Raw genomic sequence first — 22,220 nt, forward strand, 5'->3', positions numbered from 1 at the left:
ATGAGACTGAAATACAGTAAAAAGCAGTATTTCTAAAACTTCAACGTATCTATGATTTATCTCTTTTTAGACCTGATTGGCTAAAATCCACATCATTCAAAAAAGCGAATTTCAATTGAAATTCGCTTTTTTTACAAAGTGATTAGTATAAATTTTGTATCTTAGTTCAAGTGCCAGATATCTTCGTTGTACTGAGCGATTGTACGGTCAGATGAGAAGAATCCTGCTTTAGCAATGTTAACGATGACTTTATCCAACCATGCGTCGCGGTCTTCGTAGTCAGCAAGCATTTGCTCTTTGACTTTAATGTAGTCTTCCAAGTCAAGGAGAGTCATGAACCAGTCTTTGTTGATCAATTCGTTGTAAAGACGTTCCAAGCGTTCTTTCTTACCTACTGCAAGAACAGCATCGCTCACAATGAAGTCAACCAAAGGTTTGATAGCTTCACGAGCATAGAATTCGCTTGATTTGTAAGCTGCTTTTGCGTAAAGGTCGATAACAGTTTCTGAATCTTCACCAAAGATATAGATGTTTTCGTCGCCAACCAACTCAGCGATTTCCACGTTAGCACCGTCCATAGTACCAAGAGTCAAAGCACCGTTCAACATGAATTTCATGTTACCAGTACCTGAAGCTTCTTTAGAAGCAAGTGAGATTTGTTCTGAGATGTCACATGCTGGGATCAAGAAGCTTGCTGCAGTAACGTTGTAGTTTTCAACCATTACGACTTGCAAGTGTGGAGCTACAGCTGGGTCGTTAGCAATCACTTCTGACAAGCAAAGGATCAAGTGAATGATGTCTTGAGCGATTGTGTAGGCAGGAGCAGCTTTACCACCGAAGAATACTGTGATAGGACGAGCAGGGATGTTACCAGCCTTGATATCAAGGTATTTGTGGATCACATACAAAGCGTTCATTTGTTGGCGTTTGTACTCGTGAAGACGTTTGATTTGGATGTCAAAGATAGAGTTTGTATTGATTTCCACACCTTGGTGTTCTTTCAAGTGACGAGCCAATTTACGTTTGTTGTGAGCCTTGATGCTTTCCAATTTTTCTTTAACAGCAGCCTTGTCTTCGTATGACAAGAGTTTTTCAAGCTCATCTGCTTCATGGTGCCAACCATGTCCAAGAATCTCATCCAAGTAGTGAGACAAGCTTGGGTTAGCATGCATGAGCCAACGACGGAATGTGATACCGTTTGTTTTGTTGTTGAATTTTTCTGGGTAGATGTCGTAGAAAGCTTTCAACTCTGAGTTCTTCAAGATTTCAGTGTGAAGAGCTGCAACCCCGTTTACACTGTATCCGTAGTGGATATCCATGTGAGCCATGTGAACACGTCCGCTCTCATCGATGATTTGAACAGCTGGGTCTTTGTATTCTGCCTTCACACGACGGTCCAATTCTTCGATGATTGGTACCAAGTGAGGAACCACTTCTTCCAAGAATTCAAGAGGCCATTTTTCAAGGGCTTCAGCAAGGATTGTGTGGTTAGTGTAGGCAGTCATGCTACGTACGATTGAGATTGCTTCATCAAGCTCGATACCTCGCGCAGTCAAGAGACGGATCAATTCAGGAATCACCATTGATGGGTGAGTATCGTTGATTTGTACAACAGCGTAGTCTGCAAGGTCATGCAAGTTGCTTCCTTTTTCGATTGCTTCGTCGATGATCAATTGCGCACCGTTTGAAACCATGAAGTATTGTTGGAAGATACGGAGCAATTCACCTTGCTTGTCGCTATCGTCTGGGTAAAGGAAGAGAGTCAAGTTGCGAGCGATATCTGTCTTGTCAAAGTTGATACCATCTTCGATGATAGAAGAATCAACTGAATCCAAGTCAAACAAACGCAAGCGGTTTTTAGTAGCTGTCTTGTAACCAGGTACATCAATATCATAAAGGGTAGATGTCAATGTGAAGTGTGCAAATGGCACTTGGTAGCTACGGCTTGAGCGTACCAACCAGTTTTGCTCTGTCAACCAAGCGTTAGGAATTGTTTCTTGTTGGTTGTTTTTAAGAACTTGTTGGAAAAGACCGAAGTGGTAGTTCAATCCAACACCGTCACCATTCAAACCAAGTGTAGCGATTGAGTCGATAAAGCAGGCTGCCAAACGTCCCAAACCACCGTTACCAAGTGATGGTTCCAATTCTACTTCTTCGATTTCGATCAACTCTTTACCTGCAGCTGCAAGCTCTTTTTTAACTTCGTCATAAAGACCAAGGTTAATCAAGTTGTTTGACAAGAGTTTACCGATCAAGAACTCAGCTGAGATGTAGTAAACCTTTTTCTTACCAGTGTTAACTGGTTTTTGGCTGCTTGCAAGCTTGCTGTAGTTAAGAAGAGCAAGGTAAAGCTCTTCATTGCTACATTCTGCAATGGTTTTATTGTAACGTTTTTGTACAAATTCGTTTAATGGTAACATGTTTATGTGTCTCCTGATAATGTCTTATTTCTTTAATTCTACCAAATTTTCATTGATTCGGCGATAAATTGTAGTCAAGTCAAGCAAAGTTTCTTCAACAGCTGGTGTGAGTTGGTCTGCTGTCATACGCCATGACCAGTTTCCGCCAAGAGTAGATGGGAAGTTCATACGAGCTGACTCATCTAGTTCTAGCAAGTCTTGCATAGTTGCAATAGCCATGAAGCTAACAGATGAAAAGACTGTGCGAAGCATTGCGTGTGGCACTGTTTCGTACTCTTTACGGTTCGTGTAACGAGCCATGTATTCACGAGTTGGATCGTCGATTTCATTACGGTACCAACCAAGAACAGTGTTATTATCGTGTGTTCCTGTGTACATAACAGAGTTGGCAGGTGCCAAGTGTGGGCTATCGATACTTTCATCTTCTGGGTTGAAGGCGAATTGAAGAATCTTCATTCCTGGGAAGCCAGTACGTTCACGCAACTCGATGACTTCATCTGTCATGAAACCAAGGTCTTCTGCGATGATGTTTAGCTCACCAAGCTCTTCCTTAACGGCTGCAAAGAGTTTGTAGCCTGGACCTTTCACCCATTTACCAGGTGCTGCTGTATCGGAACCAGCAGGAATTTCCCAGTAAGATTCGAAACCACGGAAGTGGTCGATACGAACGATATCGTAGATCTTGAAGCTTTCGCGCAAGCGTTCAACCCACCATTTGTAACCGTCTTTGTCCATTGCTTCCCAGTCATAGATTGGGTTGCCCCAAAGCTGACCAGTTGCAGAAAACTCATCTGGTGGGCATCCTGCGATGCAAGTTGCTTTACCATTGGCATCTGTCTTGAAGAGGTGTGGATTTGCCCACATGTCGCTTGAATCTTCCGCTACGTAGATAGGCATGTCCCCAACGATTTCGATGTGGTTATCGTTAGCGTAGGCTTTCAATTTCAACCATTGTTGGAAGAAGAAGTATTGTGTCACACGGTGGTAAACCAACTTGTCTGCCAATTTCTCACGGTAGCTTTCAAGCGCTGAAGCTTTACGGGCACGAGCATCTGCATCTGGCCATTCTGTCCAAGCAAGATTGTCAAAATGCTCTTTGATCGCCATATACTCAGCGAAGAGTTCAAGCCATGATTGGTTGTCTTGAGCAAACTTCTCAAAATCTTTGACATCTCCCACTTCCAAGAAGCGTTTAACTGCTTTTTCTAAAAGCGGACGACGTGCATAATAAATCTTCGCATAATCAACTTCAGATGCATCGCTACCAAAGTCAACACCTTCAAGGTCACTGGCTTCGAGCAAGCCTTGCTCTACCAAGATATCAAGGTCGATAAAATGCGTATTTCCAGCAAAGGCTGAGAATGATTGGTATGGAGAATCTCCATAGCTTGTTGTCCCAAGAGGGAGGATTTGCCAGTAACGTTGCTTGGTACGAACCAAGAAATCAACGAAATCATAGGCAGTCTGGCCAAATGATCCAATCCCGTAAGCTCCTGGAAGAGAAGAGATGTGCATCAACACACCACTTTGACGTTTTTTCATAATAGCACCTCATGTGTTTGTTATAAAACGTTGCGCAATTAAGGCGCAAACGTTTGCGTTAATTTAAGTATAACGCATTTCAAAAACAAATGCAAGCGTTTTTAAAAAATTTTTTTGAATTATTTTAATCAAACAAAACTTGTTGCCACTGATATTTTATGAAATAAGCGAAAAAATTTTAAAGATTTTCTGATTTAAGATAATTCATTCCCAATATCTGCTCTATTTTCTGAAAAACCGAGCCGAATTTACGCAATCGTTTTCCTAATATATTTTCAATTCAAAAAAAACAAACATTTTAAGTTCTTTCCTATGTATGGGCTTTAACAAATGTTTGAAACCTTAAAATTTTTTTAAAAAACTTTTTAAAAAAGCTTGCAACCGTTTTCTATTTGTGCTATACTAAGTTCGTAAAAGAAAACGTTTGCGTTTTCTCATTAAATTATTTTTGTTATTCTTTAGGAGGAATACACTATGTCATCTAAATTCATGAAGAGCGCTGCTGTGCTCGGAACTGCTACTCTTGCTAGCTTACTTTTGGTAGCTTGCGGAAGCAAAACTGCTGATAAAGCAGCTGATACTAGCTCATCTGAAGCAAAAGAAATCACTTTCTACGTTGAAGACCAATACAAAGCCTACGCTGAAAAAGTTGCTGCAGCTTATGAAAAAGAATCAGGTACAAAAGTTAACATCAAATCAGGTGACCAACTTGGTGGACTTGACAAACTTTCTCTTGACAACCAATCAGGTCAAGCTGCTGACGTTATGATGGCACCATACGACCGCGTAGGTAGCCTTGGTACTGACGGACAACTTTCAGAAGTTACTTTGAGCGACGGCGCTAAAACAGATGATAAGACTAAATCTCTTGTAACAGCTGCTGACGGTAAAGTTTACGGTGCTCCTGCCGTTATTGAGTCACTTGTTATGTACTACAACAAAGACTTGCTAAAAGAAGCTCCAAAAACTTTTGCTGAATTAGAAGAACTTGCTAAAGACAGCAAATACGCTTTCGCTGGTGAAGATGGCAAAACTACTGCATTCCTAGCCGACTGGACAAACTTCTACTACGCATACGGACTCCTTGCTGGTAACGGTGGTTACGTATTCGGACAAAACGGTAAAGACGCTAAAGACATCGGTCTTGCAAACGACGGTTCTATCACAGGTATCAACTACGCTAAATCTTGGTACGAAAAATGGCCTAAAGGTATGCAAGATACTGAAGGTGCTGCAAACTTGATCCAAACTCAATTCCAAGAAGGTAAAACAGCTGCTATCATCGACGGTCCTTGGAAAGCTCAAGCATTCAAAGATGCTAAAGTAAACTACGGTGTTGCTACTATTCCAACTCTTCCAAATGGTAAAGACTACACACCATTCGGTGGTGGTAAAGCTTGGATCATCCCATCAAGCACTAAGAACCTTGAAGCTGCACAAAAATTTGTAGACTTCCTTGTTTCAACTGAACAACAAAAAGCATTCTACGATGCAACTAACGAAATCCCAGCTAACACTGAAGCTCGTTCATACGCTGAAGGTAAAAACGATGAGTTGACAACAGCTGTTATCAAACAGTTCAAGAACGCTCAACCAATGCCAAACATTTCTCAAATGTCAGCTGTTTGGGATCCAGCTAAAACAATGCTCTTTGACGCTGTAAGTGGTAAAAAAGATGCTAAGACAGCTGCTAACGATGCTGTTACATTGATCAAAGAAACAATCAAACAAAAATTTGGTGAATAATTGAATTCGTTACAAGGGGGGAGAATACAAATCCCCCTTTGATTTTATAAATTTACGAATGATTGCAGTTGCCTATCTAGTGATTGGAGACAAACTTCAATCTCGTATCCTATGAAAGGAGTATTCATGGAAAACCAACAACCTAGCAAAGCAGCCTTGCTTTCAGTGATTCCTGGGTTAGGACAGATTTACAATAAACAAAAGGCCAAAGGTTTTATCTTCCTTGGTGTAACTATCGTATTTGTTCTTTATTTCCTAGCACTTGCAGCGCCGGAATTGCACAATTTGATCACTCTTGGTGACAAGCCAGGTCGTGATAATTCCCTCTTTATGCTGATTCGTGGTGCCTTCCATTTAATCTTTGTAGTCGTTTATGTGCTCTTTTATTTCTCAAATATTAAAGATGCACATACAATCGCAAAACGTATTAACAATGGAATTCCTGTCCCACGGACTTTTAAAGATATGATCAAAGGTATTTATGAGAATGGATTCCCATACCTTTTGATTATCCCATCGTATGTAGCAATGACATTTGCAATTATCTTCCCAGTTATCGTAACCTTGATGATTGCCTTTACTAACTACGACTTCCAACACTTGCCACCAAACAAATTGTTGGACTGGGTTGGTTTGACTAACTTTACAAACATCTGGAGCTTAAGTACCTTCCGTTCAGCCTTCGGTGCGGTTCTTTCTTGGACCATCATCTGGGCCTTGTCTGCTTCTACTTTGCAGATTGTGATTGGTATCTTCACCGCTATCATTGCTAACCAACCATTTATCAAAGGAAAACGTATCTTTGGTGTTATTTTCCTTCTTCCTTGGGCTGTTCCAGCCTTCATCACTATCTTGACATTCTCAAACATGTTTAACGATAGTGTCGGAGCGATCAACACTCAAGTATTGCCTATCTTGGCTAAGGTTCTTCCTTTCCTTGACGGTGCTCTTATCCCTTGGAAAACAGACCCAACTTGGACGAAGATTGCCTTGATTATGATGCAAGGTTGGCTAGGATTCCCATACATCTACGTTTTGACTTTGGGTATCTTGCAGTCGATTCCTAACGACCTCTACGAAGCGGCTTACATCGATGGTGCCAATGCTTGGCAAAAATTCCGCAACATCACTTTCCCTATGATTTTGGCTGTTGCAGCACCAACATTGATCAGCCAATACACCTTCAACTTTAACAACTTCTCTATCATGTACCTCTTCAACGGCGGAGGTCCTGGTAGCGTTGGTGGTGGAGCCGGTTCAACCGATATCTTGATCTCATGGATTTATCGTTTGACAACAGGTACATCTCCTCAATACTCTATGGCGGCAGCTGTTACCTTGATTATCTCAATCATTGTCATCTCTATCTCTATGATCGCATTCAAGAAACTACACGCATTTGATATGGAGGACGTCTAAGATGAATAACTCAATCAAACTCAAACGTAGACTGACTCAAACCCTCACTTACCTCTACTTGATTGGCCTTTCAATCGTGATTATCTATCCACTTTTGATCACCATTATGTCAGCCTTCAAGTCTGGTAATGTCGTAGCCTTTAAACTAGATGCTAACGTCGACTTTAGCTTTGCCAACTTCCAAGGGCTCTTCACTGAAACCTTGTACGGCACTTGGTATCTCAATACCTTGATTATTGCCTTGATTACCATGGTTGTTCAAACAAGTATCATCGTACTTGCTGGTTATGCTTACAGCCGTTACAACTTCTTGGCTCGTAAGCAAAGTTTGGTCTTCTTCTTGATTATCCAAATGGTGCCAACCATGGCCGCTTTAACAGCCTTCTTCGTTATGGCACTTATGTTGAACGCCCTTAACCATAGCTGGTTCCTCATCTTCCTCTACGTTGGTGGCGGTATCCCGATGAATGCTTGGTTGATGAAAGGCTACTTCGACACAGTACCAATGTCTCTTGATGAATCAGCAAAACTAGATGGTGCAGGACACTTCCGCCGCTTCTGGCAAATCGTTCTCCCTCTTGTTCGCCCAATGGTTGCGGTACAAGCCCTCTGGGCCTTCATGGGACCTTTCGGAGACTATATCCTCTCTAGTTTCTTGCTTCGTGAGAAAGAATACTTTACAGTTGCCGTTGGTCTACAGACCTTTGTCAGCAATGTGAAAAACTTGAAGATCGCCTACTTCTCAGCAGGTGCTATCCTCATCGCGCTTCCAATCTGTATTCTCTTCTTCTTCCTACAAAAGAACTTTGTTTCAGGACTTACAAGTGGTGGCGACAAGGGATAATCTATCCCCGCCACCCTTTTTCATTTTGATCTTGTTTCTAAAGTTAAAAGATTAGACACAAGACCGCAAATAGTAGCAAAATCAGCTTTTCAGTAAGCAATTTATCTACTAGACTTGAAATAAAGCACATTTCTCTATATAATAATACTCATATAGAAAACACCTTTTAGAAAGATACAAATGCTTCCATATCCATTTTCATATTTTTCAAGTATTTGGGGATTTCGTAAGCCCCTGTCAAAACGTTTTGGACTCAACTGGTTTCAACTCCTCTTTACCAGTCTCTTCCTTATCAGCTTGTCTATGGTACCCATTGCCATTCAAAACAGCTCACAGGAAACGTATCCACTGGATACCTTTATCGATAATGTCTATACACCCCTGACAGATGAAGCCATCATGGACTTGTCAGAGAATGCACAAATCGTTGATGGAAAGCTGAACTACTCAGGTACAAAGAATCAGCAGCCTTCTCTTTTGATTGGCCCAAGTCCAAGTAAGGAATTGCCAAAGGATTTGCAACTTCATTTTGATACGAAAGAACTCGTCATCAGTAAGGAAAGTAAGGAACTAACTCGCATTCGCTACCACGCCATTCAAACGGAGAGTTTCCAGAGTAAGGAAACTTTAACCCAGGCTATTTCTAAAGACTGGTACCAACAGAACCGTGTCTATATCAGTCTCTTTCTCGTTCTTGGTGCAAGCTTCCTCTTTGGATTGAATTTCTTTATTGTCTCTCTTGGAGCTAGTCTCCTCCTTTATATCACCAAAAAATCACGCCTCTTTTCATTTAGGACCTTTAAAGAGTGCTACCATTTTATCTTGAACTGTTTAGGATTACCCACTCTGATTACGCTTATTTTGGGACTTTTTGGCCAAAATATGGCGACCCTTATCACTGTACAAAACATTCTTTTTGTTCTTTATCTGGTCACCATTTTTTACAAGACACACTTCCGTGATCCAGATTATCATAAATAGGAGATTTTTATGCCCGTTACGATTAAAGACGTGGCCAAGGCAGCAGGTGTCTCACCTTCAACTGTTACCCGCGTTATTCAAAACAAATCAACGATTAGTGATGAAACCAAAAAACGAGTTCGCAAGGCGATGAAGGAGCTCAACTACCACCCCAATCTCAATGCTCGTAGCTTGGTAAGTAGCTATACTCAAGTTATCGGCCTAGTGCTCCCTGACGACTCGGATGCCTTTTACCAAAATCCTTTCTTCCCATCTGTTCTACGAGGGATCGCCCAAGTGGCATCTGAGAACCACTATGCTATTCAGATTGCAACGGGGAAAGATGCAAAAGAGCGGCTCAAAGCTATTTCCCAGATGGTCTATGGTAAGCGTGTAGATGGTTTGATTTTCCTCTATGCCCAAGAAGAAGATCCTTTGGTTAAGCTAGTAGCAGATGAGCAATTTCCTTTCCTTATCTTAGGTAAATCTCTATCTCCCTTCATTCCGCTCGTCGATAATGACAATGTCCAGGCAGGTTTTGATGCAACAGAATATTTCATCAAAAAAGGATGCAAGCGAATTGCCTTCATCGGAGGAACCAAAAAACTTTTCGTAACACAAGATCGTCTAATGGGTTATGAGTTAGCTCTTAAACAATACCAACTTCCTATTGATCCAAATCTGACCTACTTTGCGACCGAATTTCTTGAAGATAATGGTTATCGCTTTAGTAAACTTCTCTTCGAGCATGATCCAAATATTGATGCTATTATTACTATTGATAGCCTTCTTGCTGCAGGGGTCTGTGATTACATCGCAAAACACCAACTGGATGTCCCTGTCCTCAGCTTTGACTCGGTCAACCCTAAACTGAACTTGGCAGCCTATGTGGATATCAATAGCTTAGAACTCGGGCGCGTTTCCTTTGAAACCATTCTCCAGATCATCAACGATGCTAAAAACAATAAACAGATTTGTTACCGCCAGTTGATTGGACACAAAATTATCGAAAAATAAAGACCAGCCCCAAGGCTGGTCTTTTGAGTATTATTAATTGTCTGTTTCTACGAATCGTCCGAGGATGTGGACATTTTCGGATACAGAGACAAAGGCTGTCGGATCGACCTGTTTCATGATGTGTTTAAAATCATTAAACTCTGCTCGTGTGATAACCGTAATCAAGACTGCTTTTCTCTCATGATTATAGGTTCCTTCTGCATCGTGGATCATGGTTGCTCCACGGTGCAATTTTTTATGGATTTTTGCGATTACCTTGTCAGGATTATTGGTCACAATCATGGCCTGCATACGTTTTTGCTTGGTAAAGACCGCATCTGTCACACGACTGGAGACAAAGATGGTAATCATAGAGTAGAGGGCGTATTTCCAACCAAAGGTCAAACCTGCTATCAGCATAATCGTCCCATTCACTAAGAAAGAAATACTACCGACATTTCTCCCTGTTTTCTTTCGAATGGTCAGACTAACGATATCTGTACCTCCGCTAGAAATATTGTTACGGAGCGCAAAACCAATCCCCAAGCCCATGACAACACCCCCAAAAAGGGCATTGATAATGGGATCCTCTGTCAAGGTCACAACTGGCACAAGCTGGATAAAGAGGGAACTCATGGATACTGTGATAAAGGTAAAGATTGTAAACTTATGCCCAATCTGATACCAAGCCAAAATCATCAACGGAAAATTGATAGCATAAAAGGTTAGCGATATCGGAATGTAAAAACCAAACCAGTGATTACTCAAGGCAGAGATAATCTGTGCCAGACCCGTCGCGCCACTGGAGTAAACGTGCCCTGGTTGAAAAAAGAAATTGACTGCTACTGCTGACAAAAAGCCATAAACCAGAGAAGCCGATACTTTCTCATCATATTTTTCCCGAGAGATACTTTGTAAAACTCGTAAGATTTTTATCTGATAAGCAAAGCGGCGCAGATAATAGCGCCACCGCTTAATTCGTTTTGCTTGTTTCATCTTCTTCTACTTGTAAGCTGAGTTCCTCTAGTTGTTTGAGAGCGACTGTTGATGGAGCTTGTGTCATTGGGTCGGTTGCCTTGTTGTTCTTAGGGAAGGCAATGACCTCACGGATATTTTCTTCTCCTGCTAAGAGCATCACAAAACGGTCAAGACCGATCGCCAAACCACCGTGTGGTGGGAAACCATAGTCCATGGCTTCAAGAAGGAAACCAAACTGGTCATTTGCTTCTTCAGCTGAGAAACCAAGAGCCTTGAACATGCGTTCTTGAAGATCTTTTTGATTGATACGAAGACTACCACCACCAAGCTCATAACCATTCAAGACGATATCGTAAGCAATGGCACGAACCTTAGCCAAATCACCTTCTAATTCGTGAGCTGTTTCTTCCTGTGGAAGGGTAAATGGATGGTGGGCGCTCATGTAGCGACCTTCTTCTTCAGACCATTCAAACATTGGCCAATCAACCACCCAAAGGAAATTGAATTTATCGTTATCAATCAAGTCAAGCTCTTTGGCAATACGTCCACGAAGGGCACCAAGGGTTGCATTGGCTACTTCAAGCGTATCCGCCACAAAGAGAACCAAGTCCTTATCTTCAAGACCAAGTACTGCAGTCAATTCTGCTTGAATGCCAGTCAAGAACTTTGCAACTGGTCCGTTTAATTCTCCATCAACCACCTTGACCCAAGCAAGACCTTTGGCACCATATTGTTTGGCTACTTCAGTCATCTTGTCAATGTCTTTACGTGAGTAGTTATCTGCTGCTCCTTTGACCACAATGGCTTTAACGGCAGGTGCTTCTGAAAAGACTTTGAAATCAACACCCTTGACAACTTCTGTCAAGTCCTGAAGCAACATGTCAAAACGGGTATCAGGTTTGTCAGAACCGTAAAGAGCCATCGCGTCATCATACTTCATACGAGGGAATGGAAGCGTCACGTCAATGCCTTTGGTTTCTTTCATCACGCGCGCAATCAAGCCTTCGGTGATATCTTGGATTTCTTGCTCCGTAAGGAAAGACGTTTCCAAGTCGACCTGGGTAAACTCAGGCTGGCGGTCACCACGCAAGTCCTCGTCACGGAAACATTTGACGATTTGGTAGTAACGGTCAAATCCAGCATTCATCAAGAGTTGCTTAGTGATTTGTGGACTTTGAGGAAGAGCGTAGAAATGCCCTTTATTGACACGAGATGGCACCAAATAGTCACGCGCCCCTTCTGGCGTTGATTTAGAAAGGAATGGCGTCTCCACATCGATAAACTCCAACTCATCCAAGTAATTACGGATAGAGTGAGTCACCTTAGCACGAAGCTTAAGGTTTTCTAGCATTTCTGGACGACGAAGGTCAAGGTAACGGTAACGCAAACGTGTATCGTCATTGGCCTCAATCCCATCTTTAATCTCAAAAGGTGTTGTTTTAGCTGTATTCAGCACTGCCAGAGCTGTCACATTCAACTCAACTGCACCCGTTGGCAACTTATCATTGGCTTGCTCACGTGCAGCAACTTGTCCAGTGACCTCAATGACAAATTCGCTACGAAGGCTTTCAGCTGTTGCCATAACCTCTGCAGATACTTTTTCAGGGTTGATAACCAACTGCATGATTCCTTCACGGTCACGAAGGTCGATAAAGATTAAACCACCAAGGTCACGACGACGGCCAACCCATCCTTTCAAGGTCATTTCTTGTCCGATGTGTTCCTCACGAACACGACCAGCATACATACTACGTTTCATGTTTTCTCTCCTCTTTTATTCTGTTACTATTTTACCATAAAAGCGCAGGCTCTTCATGAAAATCAGCAGAAAAGTTTGATTGTCTTTAGAAATCAAAACGAACAGACAAAAAATCCGATGAAAACGTCATCGGATTCTCTGCTTATGATTCTTAACCTTTTTTACGCTTTTCAGCAATCTCAGCTGCCTTTTTAGGTAGAACAATCTCCGTCGCATAAGCCGAAGCAAAACGCAAGACACCTGCAATAGGCGCAAAGACAACTGCTAGATAGTTGTAAAAGAAATCGCCTTTAAAGGCATAGGCAAGTGCCCCGATGATAAAGAAGAGAACGACCGCCTGTATCACTGCTAATAAAATTACTCGTTTCATGTGACCTCCTGACTCTATTATAGCATGAGTATCATCAAAAAGCCGATTAAATTATTCAAAGCGTGGAGAGAAATACTATAAAGAAGACCTTTTCGGCTTACATAAGCCAGACCCAAACTTAATCCCAGACTAGCATAAACTAAAAACTGTTGCAAAGTCCCTGGAAAATGAATCAAGGCAAAAAGCACACTTGATACGAGGAGAAACAGAGCTGTCTGTTTGCTGTTGTTCTGCTTAGGAAAGAGATAGCGCGCCAGCATCCCTCTAAAGATGAGTTCTTCCGTCAGAGGAGCAAAGACTACCACCATAAAGAAACCAAATACAGGCTGAGCAACTGTCAATTGTGATACGATTTGTTGATTGACTGACGGATCTTCTGGCAAAAAGAACTGGGCTGTAATCGCCACTAGCAAAACCAGAGTAGGCAACCAGATATAACGATTAAAAGCTGTCGTCTGGATGCTAACCTTTTCTGTCTGATACCATCTGTAAACTCCATAAACATAGGCCCCTGATAGGACGACATAAAGTGGTAAGACTCCAAAGATTGAAGCCCCTAGTCCAAGAGCTGACAGCGCCGTACTCTGAACCAGACCATAGCCAAAGAAAAAGGATAGAACAGCTAGAAGAAACCAGCCAAGATTTTTAAGTAATTTCATAAAAGACTCCTATTTGAAATAACGTTTTACCATAGGTAATTGCATCACATTGATATAAATATGGATCGCTCCTACAAGCAAGAAGGCTAGTAACTGAATCTCTCCTGTCAGTAAGGAAAAGAGAACGATTAGAAAATAGAGAGCTGGCAAGACATACTGGTTTAATTGGAATAAAATTCGAAAACTTTGTTCCAAATTAGCCTTGCGCTCCCCTTCATCGTAGGAGTTTATATAGTCCAAGACATCTTTTGGTGTAGAGAAGAATTCCAAATCAAACTGACGAACGATCGCAATGGTCTTATAGAGATATTTTTGAGCACTGAAAATCATCACTAATGCCAAAAAAGAAAGAGATAAGGTTATATAGCTGATATTTAGTACAATTACTTCACTACCTGAGATGAAAAGAGCCAAAAAAATCGCTACGCCTGCACTATTAAAAGCAATAGTTCCAAACTCGAGATTACGATACATTTGTACATAATAGGTTTCATTCAGATCATCATCCATTTCCTCTTGATACAAGGAGTGAAATTTTCTGCTTTTCTTTAAGAAATCGAAAGTCAAAAACATACTAATGAAACCTAACAGTAAACAAATAGATGATATCCATGGAGTCACGGTTTTGACATCTAAAATGGTTCCGTAGTTTTCGGTATAGGCCTTAAACATCTCTGCAAACATGCCCAAGAAGCCTCCCAAGATAACAGCCATTAAAAATAACAATCCACGTTTCTTTTTCATATTCATACTCTTTCTAAACTAAACCAATCCAACTAACCACTGACCAAACACTTTACCTGATTCATAAATAGCTGTCAAGCCCTCTGTTCCAAGTGATACTAAAATCAAACAAACAGCAAACAAGAAAATAGCTTGGTTTCTAGCTTTTTTTGCTCCATCTCCCAAGGGTTCATTGCCAAGCCAACCTGCTAGATAGGCATAGAGAGTTACTGTTATAATCCCAATCTCTGTCGAAGAGAGAAACAGCAAGACTGTCACCAAACGAACGATATTGGCTTGAATGTTAAAATAATTTCCTAAACCTGCACAAACACCTGCAAGTTCTTTGTGCTCAGTATCGACTTGAAAACCTGCTAAAAACTTTTTCATATTCATTCTCCTTTTTCACTTGCTAGATTTTTGGATTTCTTTTCAATCCAGTCAACTACTGGGATGAGAGCAAAGTAGGTCCAAACAAATTGGTCGCTTTGATATGGATTAAACCAGCCTAGGTCCATCCCAATCAGTAGAAATACGCTGACTAATAGAGCTATGGCAACTACATAATAGATTACTTTATACTTGTTCATCATTTTTCTCCTTTTTCTTCAACCGATTGAAAATGGACAAGAGGACTAAATTAATCCAAAACAAATACTTACTTTCAACAAAATAGAACCAACCCAGTAATGTTCCAATCATAGCAAAAGCATTCACAATAAAGGCAAAAACACTCATATAATAAATCACTTTATACTTGTTCATCACTCGTCCTCCTCTATCCGAAATACCGACTCGACTGGTTCATTGAATATCTGCGAAATCTTCAGGGCGATCACAATGGACGGGGTGTATTCGTCCCGTTCTAGTAGGCTAATGGTCTGTCTGGACACGCCAGCTAGTTTGGCCAGCTCTGTTTGATTGAGACCATCGCGAGCCCGAAGCTCTTTTAAACGATTTTTAAGCATTCCTTTCTCCTTCACTCTTAACTTGCTTACATTGTAACACATCTTTTTCTTTTTGACAACTATATTTGTCAAAAAGTTTATGATTTTTGTCATTTTGCAAAAGAAAACGGTCAGGAGTAAGGTCCTGACCAGTTTTTCTACTATTAAAAGCCTAATTTTTCAAAGATGTCTGAGAAGTTTTGGCTGATGGTCTCAAGGGATACTTGAACTTCTTCTCGTGTTTGGTTGTTCTTAACCGTCACTTGTCTGCTTTCGACTTCGCTCTCTCCTAGCGTGATGAGGGTCTTAGCCGCAAAGACATCGGCTGACTTGAACTGAGCTTTGAGCTTTCGGTTGAGGTAGTCACGTTCTGCTTTGAATCCTTGTTGGCGAAGGGCTTGTACCAATTCCAAGGCCTTGACATTTGCTTCTTCACCCAAGACTGCGATATAGACATCTAGGGCATTTTCGATAGGGAGGGTTACACCTTGCTTTTCAAGGATGAGAAGCAGGCGCTCTACACCAAGTCCAAAACCAAATCCAGCAGTTTCAGGACCACCAAAGTAGGCAACCAAGCCATCGTAGCGACCTCCTGCACAGACGGTCAATTCATTGCCCTCGATTTCAGTGATGAATTCAAAAATCGTGTGGTTGTAGTAGTCCAGACCACGCACCATATTGGTATCGATGATATAGTCTACACCCAGATTTTCCAACATCTGACGCACAGCATCAAAGTGAGTTTGGCTTTCTTCATCAAGGAAGTCCAAGATAGACGGCGCATTCTCTACTGCCACCTTGTCATCTTTTTCCTTAGAGTCCAAGACACGGAGAGGATTTTCCTCCAAACGACGTTGGCTATCCTTCGACAGGGTCTCCTTGAGTGGTGTCAAATAGTCGATCAAGGCCTGACGATAAGCCGCACGGCTCTCAGGATTTCCGAGAGTGTTGAGGTGTAATTTGACACCTTGGATGCCGATTTCTTTCAAGAAATGAGCTGCCATAGCGATGGTTTCCACATCGGTAGCTGGATTGCTAGAGCCAAAACACTCAACACCAATCTGGTGAAATTGGCGTAAACGCCCTGCCTGTGGACGCTCATAACGGAACATAGGGCCCATGTAATAGAACTTACTTGGCTTTTGCACTTCTGGTGCGAAGAGTTTATTTTCCACATAGGAACGGACAACGGGCGCAGTTCCTTCTGGACGGAGGGTGATATGGCGGTCACCCTTGTCATAGAAGTCGTACATTTCCTTGGTTACGATATCAGTCGTGTCCCCGACAGAACGACTGATGACCTCGTAGTGTTCAAAAATAGGCGTGCGCACTTCCGCATAGTTATAGCGCTTGAAAATTTCACGAGCAAAGCCCTCAACGTACTGCCACTTGGCAGACTCAGCAGGTAAAATATCCTGCGTTCCTTTTGGTTTTTGTAATTTCATTGGGAATCCTCTTTAAACTTAATAGTCTTATTTTACCATAAATAGAGGGATTAAAACAGTATGAATAAAATTAGGATTCAAATATCATTTTTGAGATTAATAACTGTCAAAAGAATAGCCAGCAAGGAAAGACCAACAAATAGCATCCAAGTCAACTGTATATTCCATACAGCTATAAGTGAAAAACAAGCTGTTCCCACAGGTATGGATAAGGTAAACAATAAACCTAAAAAATTACTGGTACGAGCTAGAACATCTGGAGCTAGATTTTTCATGAGCATGGCACTAATCTTTGGTTGAACTTTACCAGACACATACAGAGTTAAAAATAGAAATAGCAAACCAAGCACGACTTGATTGAATACATTAGCTAGACCAATTAGACTGAGTCCTACGGTCGCCCACATCATCAATCTAGGCAAAGACTGCTTCCCAAAATAATCATTGCCCGTAAGGCTACTGATGATGATTGCTACTAAAACACAGAATTGATTGATAAATAGTGCCTCTGTGTAAGAAAAATTCAAGAGAGAATGGCTCAAAAAGAAGATGTTATAGATGCTTCCTAAAGCCCCACCCAAGGCATTAATAAGCAAGACAGCAAAGATCATGAAACCAAAGTTTTTCTGTCCACCTTTAAGAAAAACGAGACGTAAATTTCGGTAAATTGTTAGGAACTGGTCTTTGATAGAAAGCTTCTCATTTTTTAGTTTTTTACCATCAGCAGATGACATTGACAGACTCAATTTGCTTTTTCCTAAAAAGAGAATAAAGGCTGATACTAGGAAAAAGCAGGCATTGATTCCCGCAACAAGGGAAAAATTGTTGACCGATAGACCTAAGAGCCAAACTCCAAAAGCTTGACCACCAATAGCTGAAATATATGTGATAAACTGGGAAAAAGAATAAGCTTCCATCAGATCCTCTTCAGCTACTTTTTCCTTAACGAGAGGCATTCGCAAACCACCAGCAAAATCACTGATCAAATCACTGATGACATTGATCAAACACAGGCTAGAAAAGGCAAAGAGACTAGCTTGCTGAACAACTAGGGCTGCCAGAAAAAATAAAACCGCCTGAAACAAACCGCTATAGACCATCCATTTGACCTTGTCCCTTGTGTAATCTGCCCGAATCCCTACAAAAACTGTAAAGAGAGTCGGAAGAATCATGACAATATTCGCCATAGCAACAGCAAAAGAGGCTTGTGGCAAGGTCGATGCATAAACGATAAATACCAGGTTAAAAATCGAAGCACCAAAGGCATTGAAGAAGCGCGACAAAGTCAAGAGTCGATAAGCTTGATTTCTAAACAATAGTTTCATAGGTGATCTCCCTTCTTGTTATAATCCCTATATGAAGTATGACTATAGTATAGCACTTAGAAATTGAAAGGGAAAACTTTTGAATATATGCAACACACAAAATGAGCAAAGAAACGATAGAACTTTTGTAACGACCTGAGAGTAGTCAAAAGTTCTATCGCTTAAATTTTCAAATTATTTTCTTAGTTTGCAGATATTCAACAATCGGTTGTATTTCTGTAGTATTCAGCAGATTTGTTACAACCAAGCATCTCAAAAATATGGACAGCATCTTCCATCTTTTTCTGACCTTCCTTGACTCTACCCTGCTTGCTATCAAGAAGACCTTCAGCCCACAAATAGACAATTCGGAAATAGGTCTCATTTTCCTTGTAGAAATGCTCTTTGATGACACGTTTAAAATAAGAGGCATTGGTAAATTCTTCACACTCAATGCTGGCTAAAAAACCATTCAATAGCATAGTATGAAAAAGGTTTCGATTACTAGACATTTCCATTAGAAAATCGGATTTGCGGACCATTTCTCGTACATATCTAGTAAAAAGAGAAACAGACAAGAACGGAGAACTGACTGAGAACAAATTGAGTTCATAGATTCCCCAAATCTCAGTAGAAAACAAGTAGTCATGAAGGACTTTCCCTTCCTCTGCCGTTAACTCAACCGTTTCATCCATACTCTTCATATAAGACTTGATAATGATGGCATTTAGAATATGTTTCTGTTTGTTTTGAGAATGGGCATGCTTTTGATACTCCTTGCGATATAAGTCCTCAAGAGGTGCTATATTCTTTAAATCCAAAACATCTGTGATTTCTTTTCTCAACTCCGAATCTGTATCATACTGAAAACCTCTCGCCAGAAAGAGGATTTCCTCTACACTAGCAGATATATTTTCTAGGGCAAATAGAAACTTTTCCACCGAAAGCTCACTCTGACCTGTTTCAAATCGGGACAACATGGACGGCGAAAATTGTCCCCCAGTTGCTTGTCTCAGCGAGATATTTCTTGACTCTCGTAATTGTCTAAAGACTTTTCCAATCTGCTCCATAGACTTCCCCTTGATTCCATATTTTCTTCATTTTATCATATTTTTCAGAAAATTCATCAAAAACTTGCCAAATTGTCAGAATTATGAGAAAATAGAGGATATTTATCAGGTGGAGGGACTGTTATGAGAGACGATATCAAAATCAATGACCGCGCTTTGGCTTTACAAGACCAAATTATCGAAAAACTAGAGAAGGTTTTTGATACAGATGTGGAATTGGATGTGTACAATCTGGGCTTAATTTATGAAATCAATCTGGATGAAACAGGTCTCTGTAAGATTGTCATGACCTTCACCGATACTGCCTGTGATTGCGCCGAAAGCCTGCCTATCGAAATCGTCGCAGGTCTGAAACAAATCGAGGGTATCGAAGATGTCAAGGTTGAAGTTACCTGGTCGCCTGCTTGGAAGATCACACGAATCAGTCGCTACGGCCGTATTGCCCTTGGACTGCCACCTCGTTAATACTCTTCAAAAATCTCTTCAAACCACGTCAGCTTTATCTCCAACCCCAAAGCTGTGCTTTGAGCAACCTGCGCCTAGCTTTCTAGTTTGCTCTTTGATTTTTATTGAGTATAAGCAGGCAAATCACTTTTGAAGATGAAAAGAAGCAAGCCGAAAATGGCTTGCTTTTTAAGTTTATTTTTTACCTGACTTGTCCATATTCCAGAAGTCTGTCACGGCTCCGCGTGAAGCAGATGATACGATATGGGCATATTTACCGAGAACACCACGGCTGTAAAGAGGTGGCAATGTTGTTTCTGCCTTGCGTTTTTCAAGTTCTTCTTCTGATACGGCCATGGAAATTTCTTTGGTATCTTGGTCAACCGTAACGATATCACCTGTACGGAGGTAAGCAATCGGTCCACCATCCTGAGCTTCAGGAGCGATATGTCCGACAACCAGACCATAAGTACCACCAGAGAAGCGTCCATCCGTCAAGAGGGCAACCTTGTCTCCTTGACCTTTACCAACGATCATGGATGAAAGGGATAGCATCTCAGGCATACCAGGACCACCCTTAGGCCCAACGAAACGGACAACAACTACATCGCCATCAACGATTTCATCTGTCAGAACAGCCTGGATAGCATCTTCTTCTGAGTCAAAGACCTTAGCTGGTCCAACGTGGCGACGCACTTTCACACCTGATACTTTAGCAACCGCACCATCAGGGGCAAGGTTCCCATTCAAGATGATAAGCGGACCGTCTGCACGTTTTGGATTTTCAAGTGGCATAATGACTTTTTGGCCTGGTGTAAGGTCTGCAAAGTCAGCCAAGTTTTCAGCGACTGTCTTACCAGTACATGTGATGCGGTCGCCATGAAGGAAACCATTTGCCAAGAGGTATTTCATAACCGCAGGGACACCACCGACTTCGTAGAGGTCTTGAAAGACATACTGACCAGATGGTTTCAAGTCAGCCAAGTGAGGCACGCGCTCTTGGATCGTATTGAAGTCCTCAAGTGACAAGTCAACATTAGCCGCATGGGCAATGGCAAGCAAGTGAAGAGTGGCATTTGTAGAACCACCGAGAGCCATAGTTACAGTGATGGCATCTTCAAAAGCTTCACGAGTCAAGATATCTGATGGTTTGAGACCAAGCTCCAGCATCTTGACAACAGCACGTCCTGCTGCTTCGATATCTTCTTTCTTGTCAGCTGATTCAGCTGGATGAGATGAAGATCCTGGCAAACTCATACCGAGAACTTCGATAGCAGTTGCCATGGTATTAGCTGTATACATACCACCACAGCCACCAGGGCCAGGGCAGGCATTACATTCGAGACGTTTCACGTCCTCAGCTGTCATGTCACCATGGTTCCATTTTCCGATACCCTCAAAGACAGAAACCAAGTCAATGTCTTTGCCATCAAGATTTCCCGGTGCAATAGTACCACCATAGGCGAAAATAGCTGGAATATCCATATTGGCAATGGCAATCATAGAACCAGGCATGTTCTTGTCACAGCCACCGATAGCGACAAAGGCATCCACGTTGTGACCACCCATCGCAGCCTCAATAGAGTCCGCGATGATGTCACGAGATGTTAGAGAGAAACGCATACCAGGCGTTCCCATGGCGATCCCGTCTGCTACGGTAATGGTTCCAAACTGAACAGGCCAAGCGCCCGCAGATTTGACACCTTCTTTAGCCAATTTCCCAAAATCATGCAAGTGAATGTTACATGGTGTATTTTCCGCCCAAGTTGAAATCACTCCCACAATCGGTGTTTCAAAGTCCTTATCTGTCATTCCAGTGGCACGAAGCATGGCACGGTTTGGTGATTTCACCATACTGTCATAAACGCTACTGCGGTGACGTGTATCTAATTCTGTCATTTGTTCCCTCCCATTTCAGTTTTTACCATTATAGCACAATTTCCGCATGAAGAACAGAATAAAATTCTTGAATTTTCAGAAAATTTCGATTACTAGCTTCTAATTTTTTTATCTTTTTTTGTCAAGTAACTTTACTTTACAAAAAAAATGTGTTATCCTAGTATGGTTGATGAAAATCACTAGATTGAATCGAATTTAAATACCTAAAGGAGAAAAGAAAATGGCAGTACCTGCACGTCGCACCTCAAAAGCGAAGAAAAACAAACGTCGTACACACTACAAAGTAACAGCTCCATCTGTAAACTTTGACGAAACTACTGGAGATTACTCACGTTCTCACCGCGTATCACTTAAAGGATACTACAAAGGACGTAAAATCGCTAAAGCTGCATCAGCTGAATAATAGAAGGGAGATACCATGCGCGTAAATATCACACTTGAACACAAAGAATCTGGTGAACGCTTGTACCTTACTTCTAAAAACAAACGTAACACTCCAGACCGTCTTCAATTGAAGAAATACTCACCAAAACTTCGCAAGCACGTAGTGTTTACAGAAGTGAAATAAGGTTTCATTACATTTCAGTACATACTGAAAAACATTGATTTCATGCGATTTTTAAAATATTGAATTTCATTACAAATCATTTGAAATCAGTTCTATGGCAACCTTTTTGGCAACCTTTTTTGAAATA

The 22,220-nt window shown here is 41.4% G+C and carries 23 protein-coding genes; 8 read left to right on the forward strand and 15 right to left on the reverse strand.

What is annotated here, in order from left to right:
- Positions 1-161: 161 nt before the first annotated feature.
- Entirely contained in the window at positions 162-2,420 is a 2,259-nt protein-coding gene (gene glgP, locus B7717_RS00445) for a glycogen/starch/alpha-glucan family phosphorylase (RefSeq protein WP_084856257.1), read from the reverse strand.
- 24 nt (positions 2,421-2,444) lie between these two features.
- Entirely contained in the window at positions 2,445-3,962 is a 1,518-nt protein-coding gene (gene malQ, locus B7717_RS00450) for a 4-alpha-glucanotransferase (protein ID WP_049478973.1), read from the reverse strand.
- Positions 3,963-4,436: 474 nt separating this feature from the next.
- Between malQ and B7717_RS00455 the strand changes: the two genes are divergently transcribed.
- The 5 genes from B7717_RS00455 (at position 4,437) to B7717_RS00475 (ending at position 9,948) form a co-directional block, all read left to right on the forward strand.
- Positions 4,437-5,708, forward strand: coding sequence for an extracellular solute-binding protein (locus tag B7717_RS00455; protein WP_000095460.1), 1,272 nt, complete (start codon positions 4,437-4,439; stop codon positions 5,706-5,708).
- 126 nt (positions 5,709-5,834) lie between these two features.
- Positions 5,835-7,127, forward strand: coding sequence for a carbohydrate ABC transporter permease (locus B7717_RS00460; RefSeq protein WP_000431414.1), 1,293 nt, complete (start codon positions 5,835-5,837; stop codon positions 7,125-7,127).
- Between the two features lies 1 nt (position 7,128).
- Complete coding sequence (locus B7717_RS00465; RefSeq protein WP_084881636.1) at positions 7,129-7,971, forward strand: sugar ABC transporter permease; 843 nt, start codon at positions 7,129-7,131, stop codon at positions 7,969-7,971.
- Positions 7,972-8,151: 180 nt separating this feature from the next.
- Positions 8,152-8,952: a DUF1189 domain-containing protein gene (locus B7717_RS00470; RefSeq protein ID WP_084943968.1), complete on the forward strand. Its 801-nt coding sequence runs from the start codon at positions 8,152-8,154 to the stop codon at positions 8,950-8,952.
- A gap of 9 nt (positions 8,953-8,961) precedes the next feature.
- Positions 8,962-9,948: a LacI family DNA-binding transcriptional regulator gene (locus tag B7717_RS00475; RefSeq protein ID WP_001145418.1), complete on the forward strand. Its 987-nt coding sequence runs from the start codon at positions 8,962-8,964 to the stop codon at positions 9,946-9,948.
- 33 nt (positions 9,949-9,981) lie between these two features.
- Here B7717_RS00475 and B7717_RS00480 read toward each other — a convergent pair whose 3' ends face one another.
- The 12 genes from B7717_RS00480 to rgg form a co-directional block, all read right to left on the reverse strand.
- Complete coding sequence (locus B7717_RS00480; RefSeq protein ID WP_000806300.1) at positions 9,982-10,923, reverse strand: YitT family protein; 942 nt, start codon at positions 10,921-10,923, stop codon at positions 9,982-9,984.
- Complete coding sequence (gene aspS / locus B7717_RS00485) at positions 10,901-12,664, reverse strand: aspartate--tRNA ligase (RefSeq protein ID WP_084943969.1); 1,764 nt, start codon at positions 12,662-12,664, stop codon at positions 10,901-10,903. Before aspS ends, B7717_RS00480 begins: the two co-directional genes overlap by 23 nt.
- Before the next feature lie 151 nt (positions 12,665-12,815).
- On the reverse strand, positions 12,816-13,034 hold the full coding sequence (locus B7717_RS00490; protein ID WP_000832176.1) for a hypothetical protein: 219 nt from the start codon (positions 13,032-13,034) through the stop codon (positions 12,816-12,818).
- 17 nt (positions 13,035-13,051) lie between these two features.
- Entirely contained in the window at positions 13,052-13,693 is a 642-nt protein-coding gene (locus tag B7717_RS00495; protein WP_000771224.1) for a CPBP family intramembrane glutamic endopeptidase, read from the reverse strand.
- 9 nt (positions 13,694-13,702) lie between these two features.
- The gene (locus B7717_RS00500; RefSeq protein WP_033583609.1) at positions 13,703-14,437 is read right to left on the reverse strand and encodes a DUF3169 family protein; all 735 of its coding nucleotides are present in this window, start codon (positions 14,435-14,437) and stop codon (positions 13,703-13,705) included.
- Between the two features lie 18 nt (positions 14,438-14,455).
- A complete protein-coding gene (locus tag B7717_RS00505) occupies positions 14,456-14,806 on the reverse strand; it encodes a PspC domain-containing protein (protein ID WP_033583608.1) in 351 nt (116 codons plus the stop codon).
- A gap of 2 nt (positions 14,807-14,808) precedes the next feature.
- The gene (locus B7717_RS00510; protein WP_033583605.1) at positions 14,809-15,006 is read right to left on the reverse strand and encodes a hypothetical protein; all 198 of its coding nucleotides are present in this window, start codon (positions 15,004-15,006) and stop codon (positions 14,809-14,811) included.
- Positions 14,993-15,181 carry a hypothetical protein gene (locus B7717_RS00515; protein WP_001046120.1) on the reverse strand — a complete coding sequence of 63 codons (189 nt, stop codon included), beginning with the start codon at positions 15,179-15,181 and terminating at the stop codon, positions 14,993-14,995. The genes B7717_RS00510 and B7717_RS00515 overlap by 14 nt, the downstream gene beginning before the upstream one ends.
- Positions 15,181-15,384: a helix-turn-helix transcriptional regulator gene (locus B7717_RS00520; protein ID WP_000916947.1), complete on the reverse strand. Its 204-nt coding sequence runs from the start codon at positions 15,382-15,384 to the stop codon at positions 15,181-15,183. Before B7717_RS00520 ends, B7717_RS00515 begins: the two co-directional genes overlap by 1 nt.
- Before the next feature lie 143 nt (positions 15,385-15,527).
- Positions 15,528-16,808, reverse strand: coding sequence for a histidine--tRNA ligase (gene hisS, locus B7717_RS00530; protein ID WP_000775841.1), 1,281 nt, complete (start codon positions 16,806-16,808; stop codon positions 15,528-15,530).
- Positions 16,809-16,885: 77 nt separating this feature from the next.
- A complete protein-coding gene (locus tag B7717_RS00535) occupies positions 16,886-18,133 on the reverse strand; it encodes an MFS transporter (protein ID WP_084943970.1) in 1,248 nt (415 codons plus the stop codon).
- Between the two features lie 197 nt (positions 18,134-18,330).
- Complete coding sequence (gene rgg, locus B7717_RS00540; protein ID WP_000434958.1) at positions 18,331-19,182, reverse strand: quorum-sensing system transcriptional regulator Rgg; 852 nt, start codon at positions 19,180-19,182, stop codon at positions 18,331-18,333.
- A 123-nt stretch (positions 19,183-19,305) separates the two neighbouring features.
- On the opposite strand from rgg, the gene B7717_RS00550 reads away from it, so the two are divergent.
- Complete coding sequence (locus tag B7717_RS00550; RefSeq protein ID WP_001204052.1) at positions 19,306-19,647, forward strand: metal-sulfur cluster assembly factor; 342 nt, start codon at positions 19,306-19,308, stop codon at positions 19,645-19,647.
- Between the two features lie 174 nt (positions 19,648-19,821).
- On the opposite strand, the gene ilvD is transcribed toward B7717_RS00550, so the two are convergent.
- Positions 19,822-21,525 carry a dihydroxy-acid dehydratase gene (gene ilvD, locus B7717_RS00555; protein ID WP_000137380.1) on the reverse strand — a complete coding sequence of 568 codons (1,704 nt, stop codon included), beginning with the start codon at positions 21,523-21,525 and terminating at the stop codon, positions 19,822-19,824.
- Positions 21,526-21,745: 220 nt separating this feature from the next.
- Here ilvD and rpmF point away from each other — a divergent pair, with 220 nt between their 5' ends.
- Together rpmF and rpmG are read left to right on the forward strand one after the other, a co-directional pair.
- Positions 21,746-21,928, forward strand: a complete 183-nt coding sequence (gene rpmF, locus B7717_RS00560) for a 50S ribosomal protein L32 (RefSeq protein ID WP_000290417.1) — start codon at positions 21,746-21,748, stop codon at positions 21,926-21,928.
- 15 nt (positions 21,929-21,943) lie between these two features.
- Positions 21,944-22,093 (forward strand): 50S ribosomal protein L33, encoded by a 150-nt coding sequence (gene rpmG / locus B7717_RS00565; RefSeq protein ID WP_001265622.1) that lies wholly within the window; start codon positions 21,944-21,946, stop codon positions 22,091-22,093.
- Positions 22,094-22,220 lie beyond the last annotated feature (127 nt).

It is taken from the genome of Streptococcus oralis subsp. oralis (assembly GCF_002096495.1).
Classification (GTDB): domain Bacteria; phylum Bacillota; class Bacilli; order Lactobacillales; family Streptococcaceae; genus Streptococcus; species Streptococcus oralis_CU.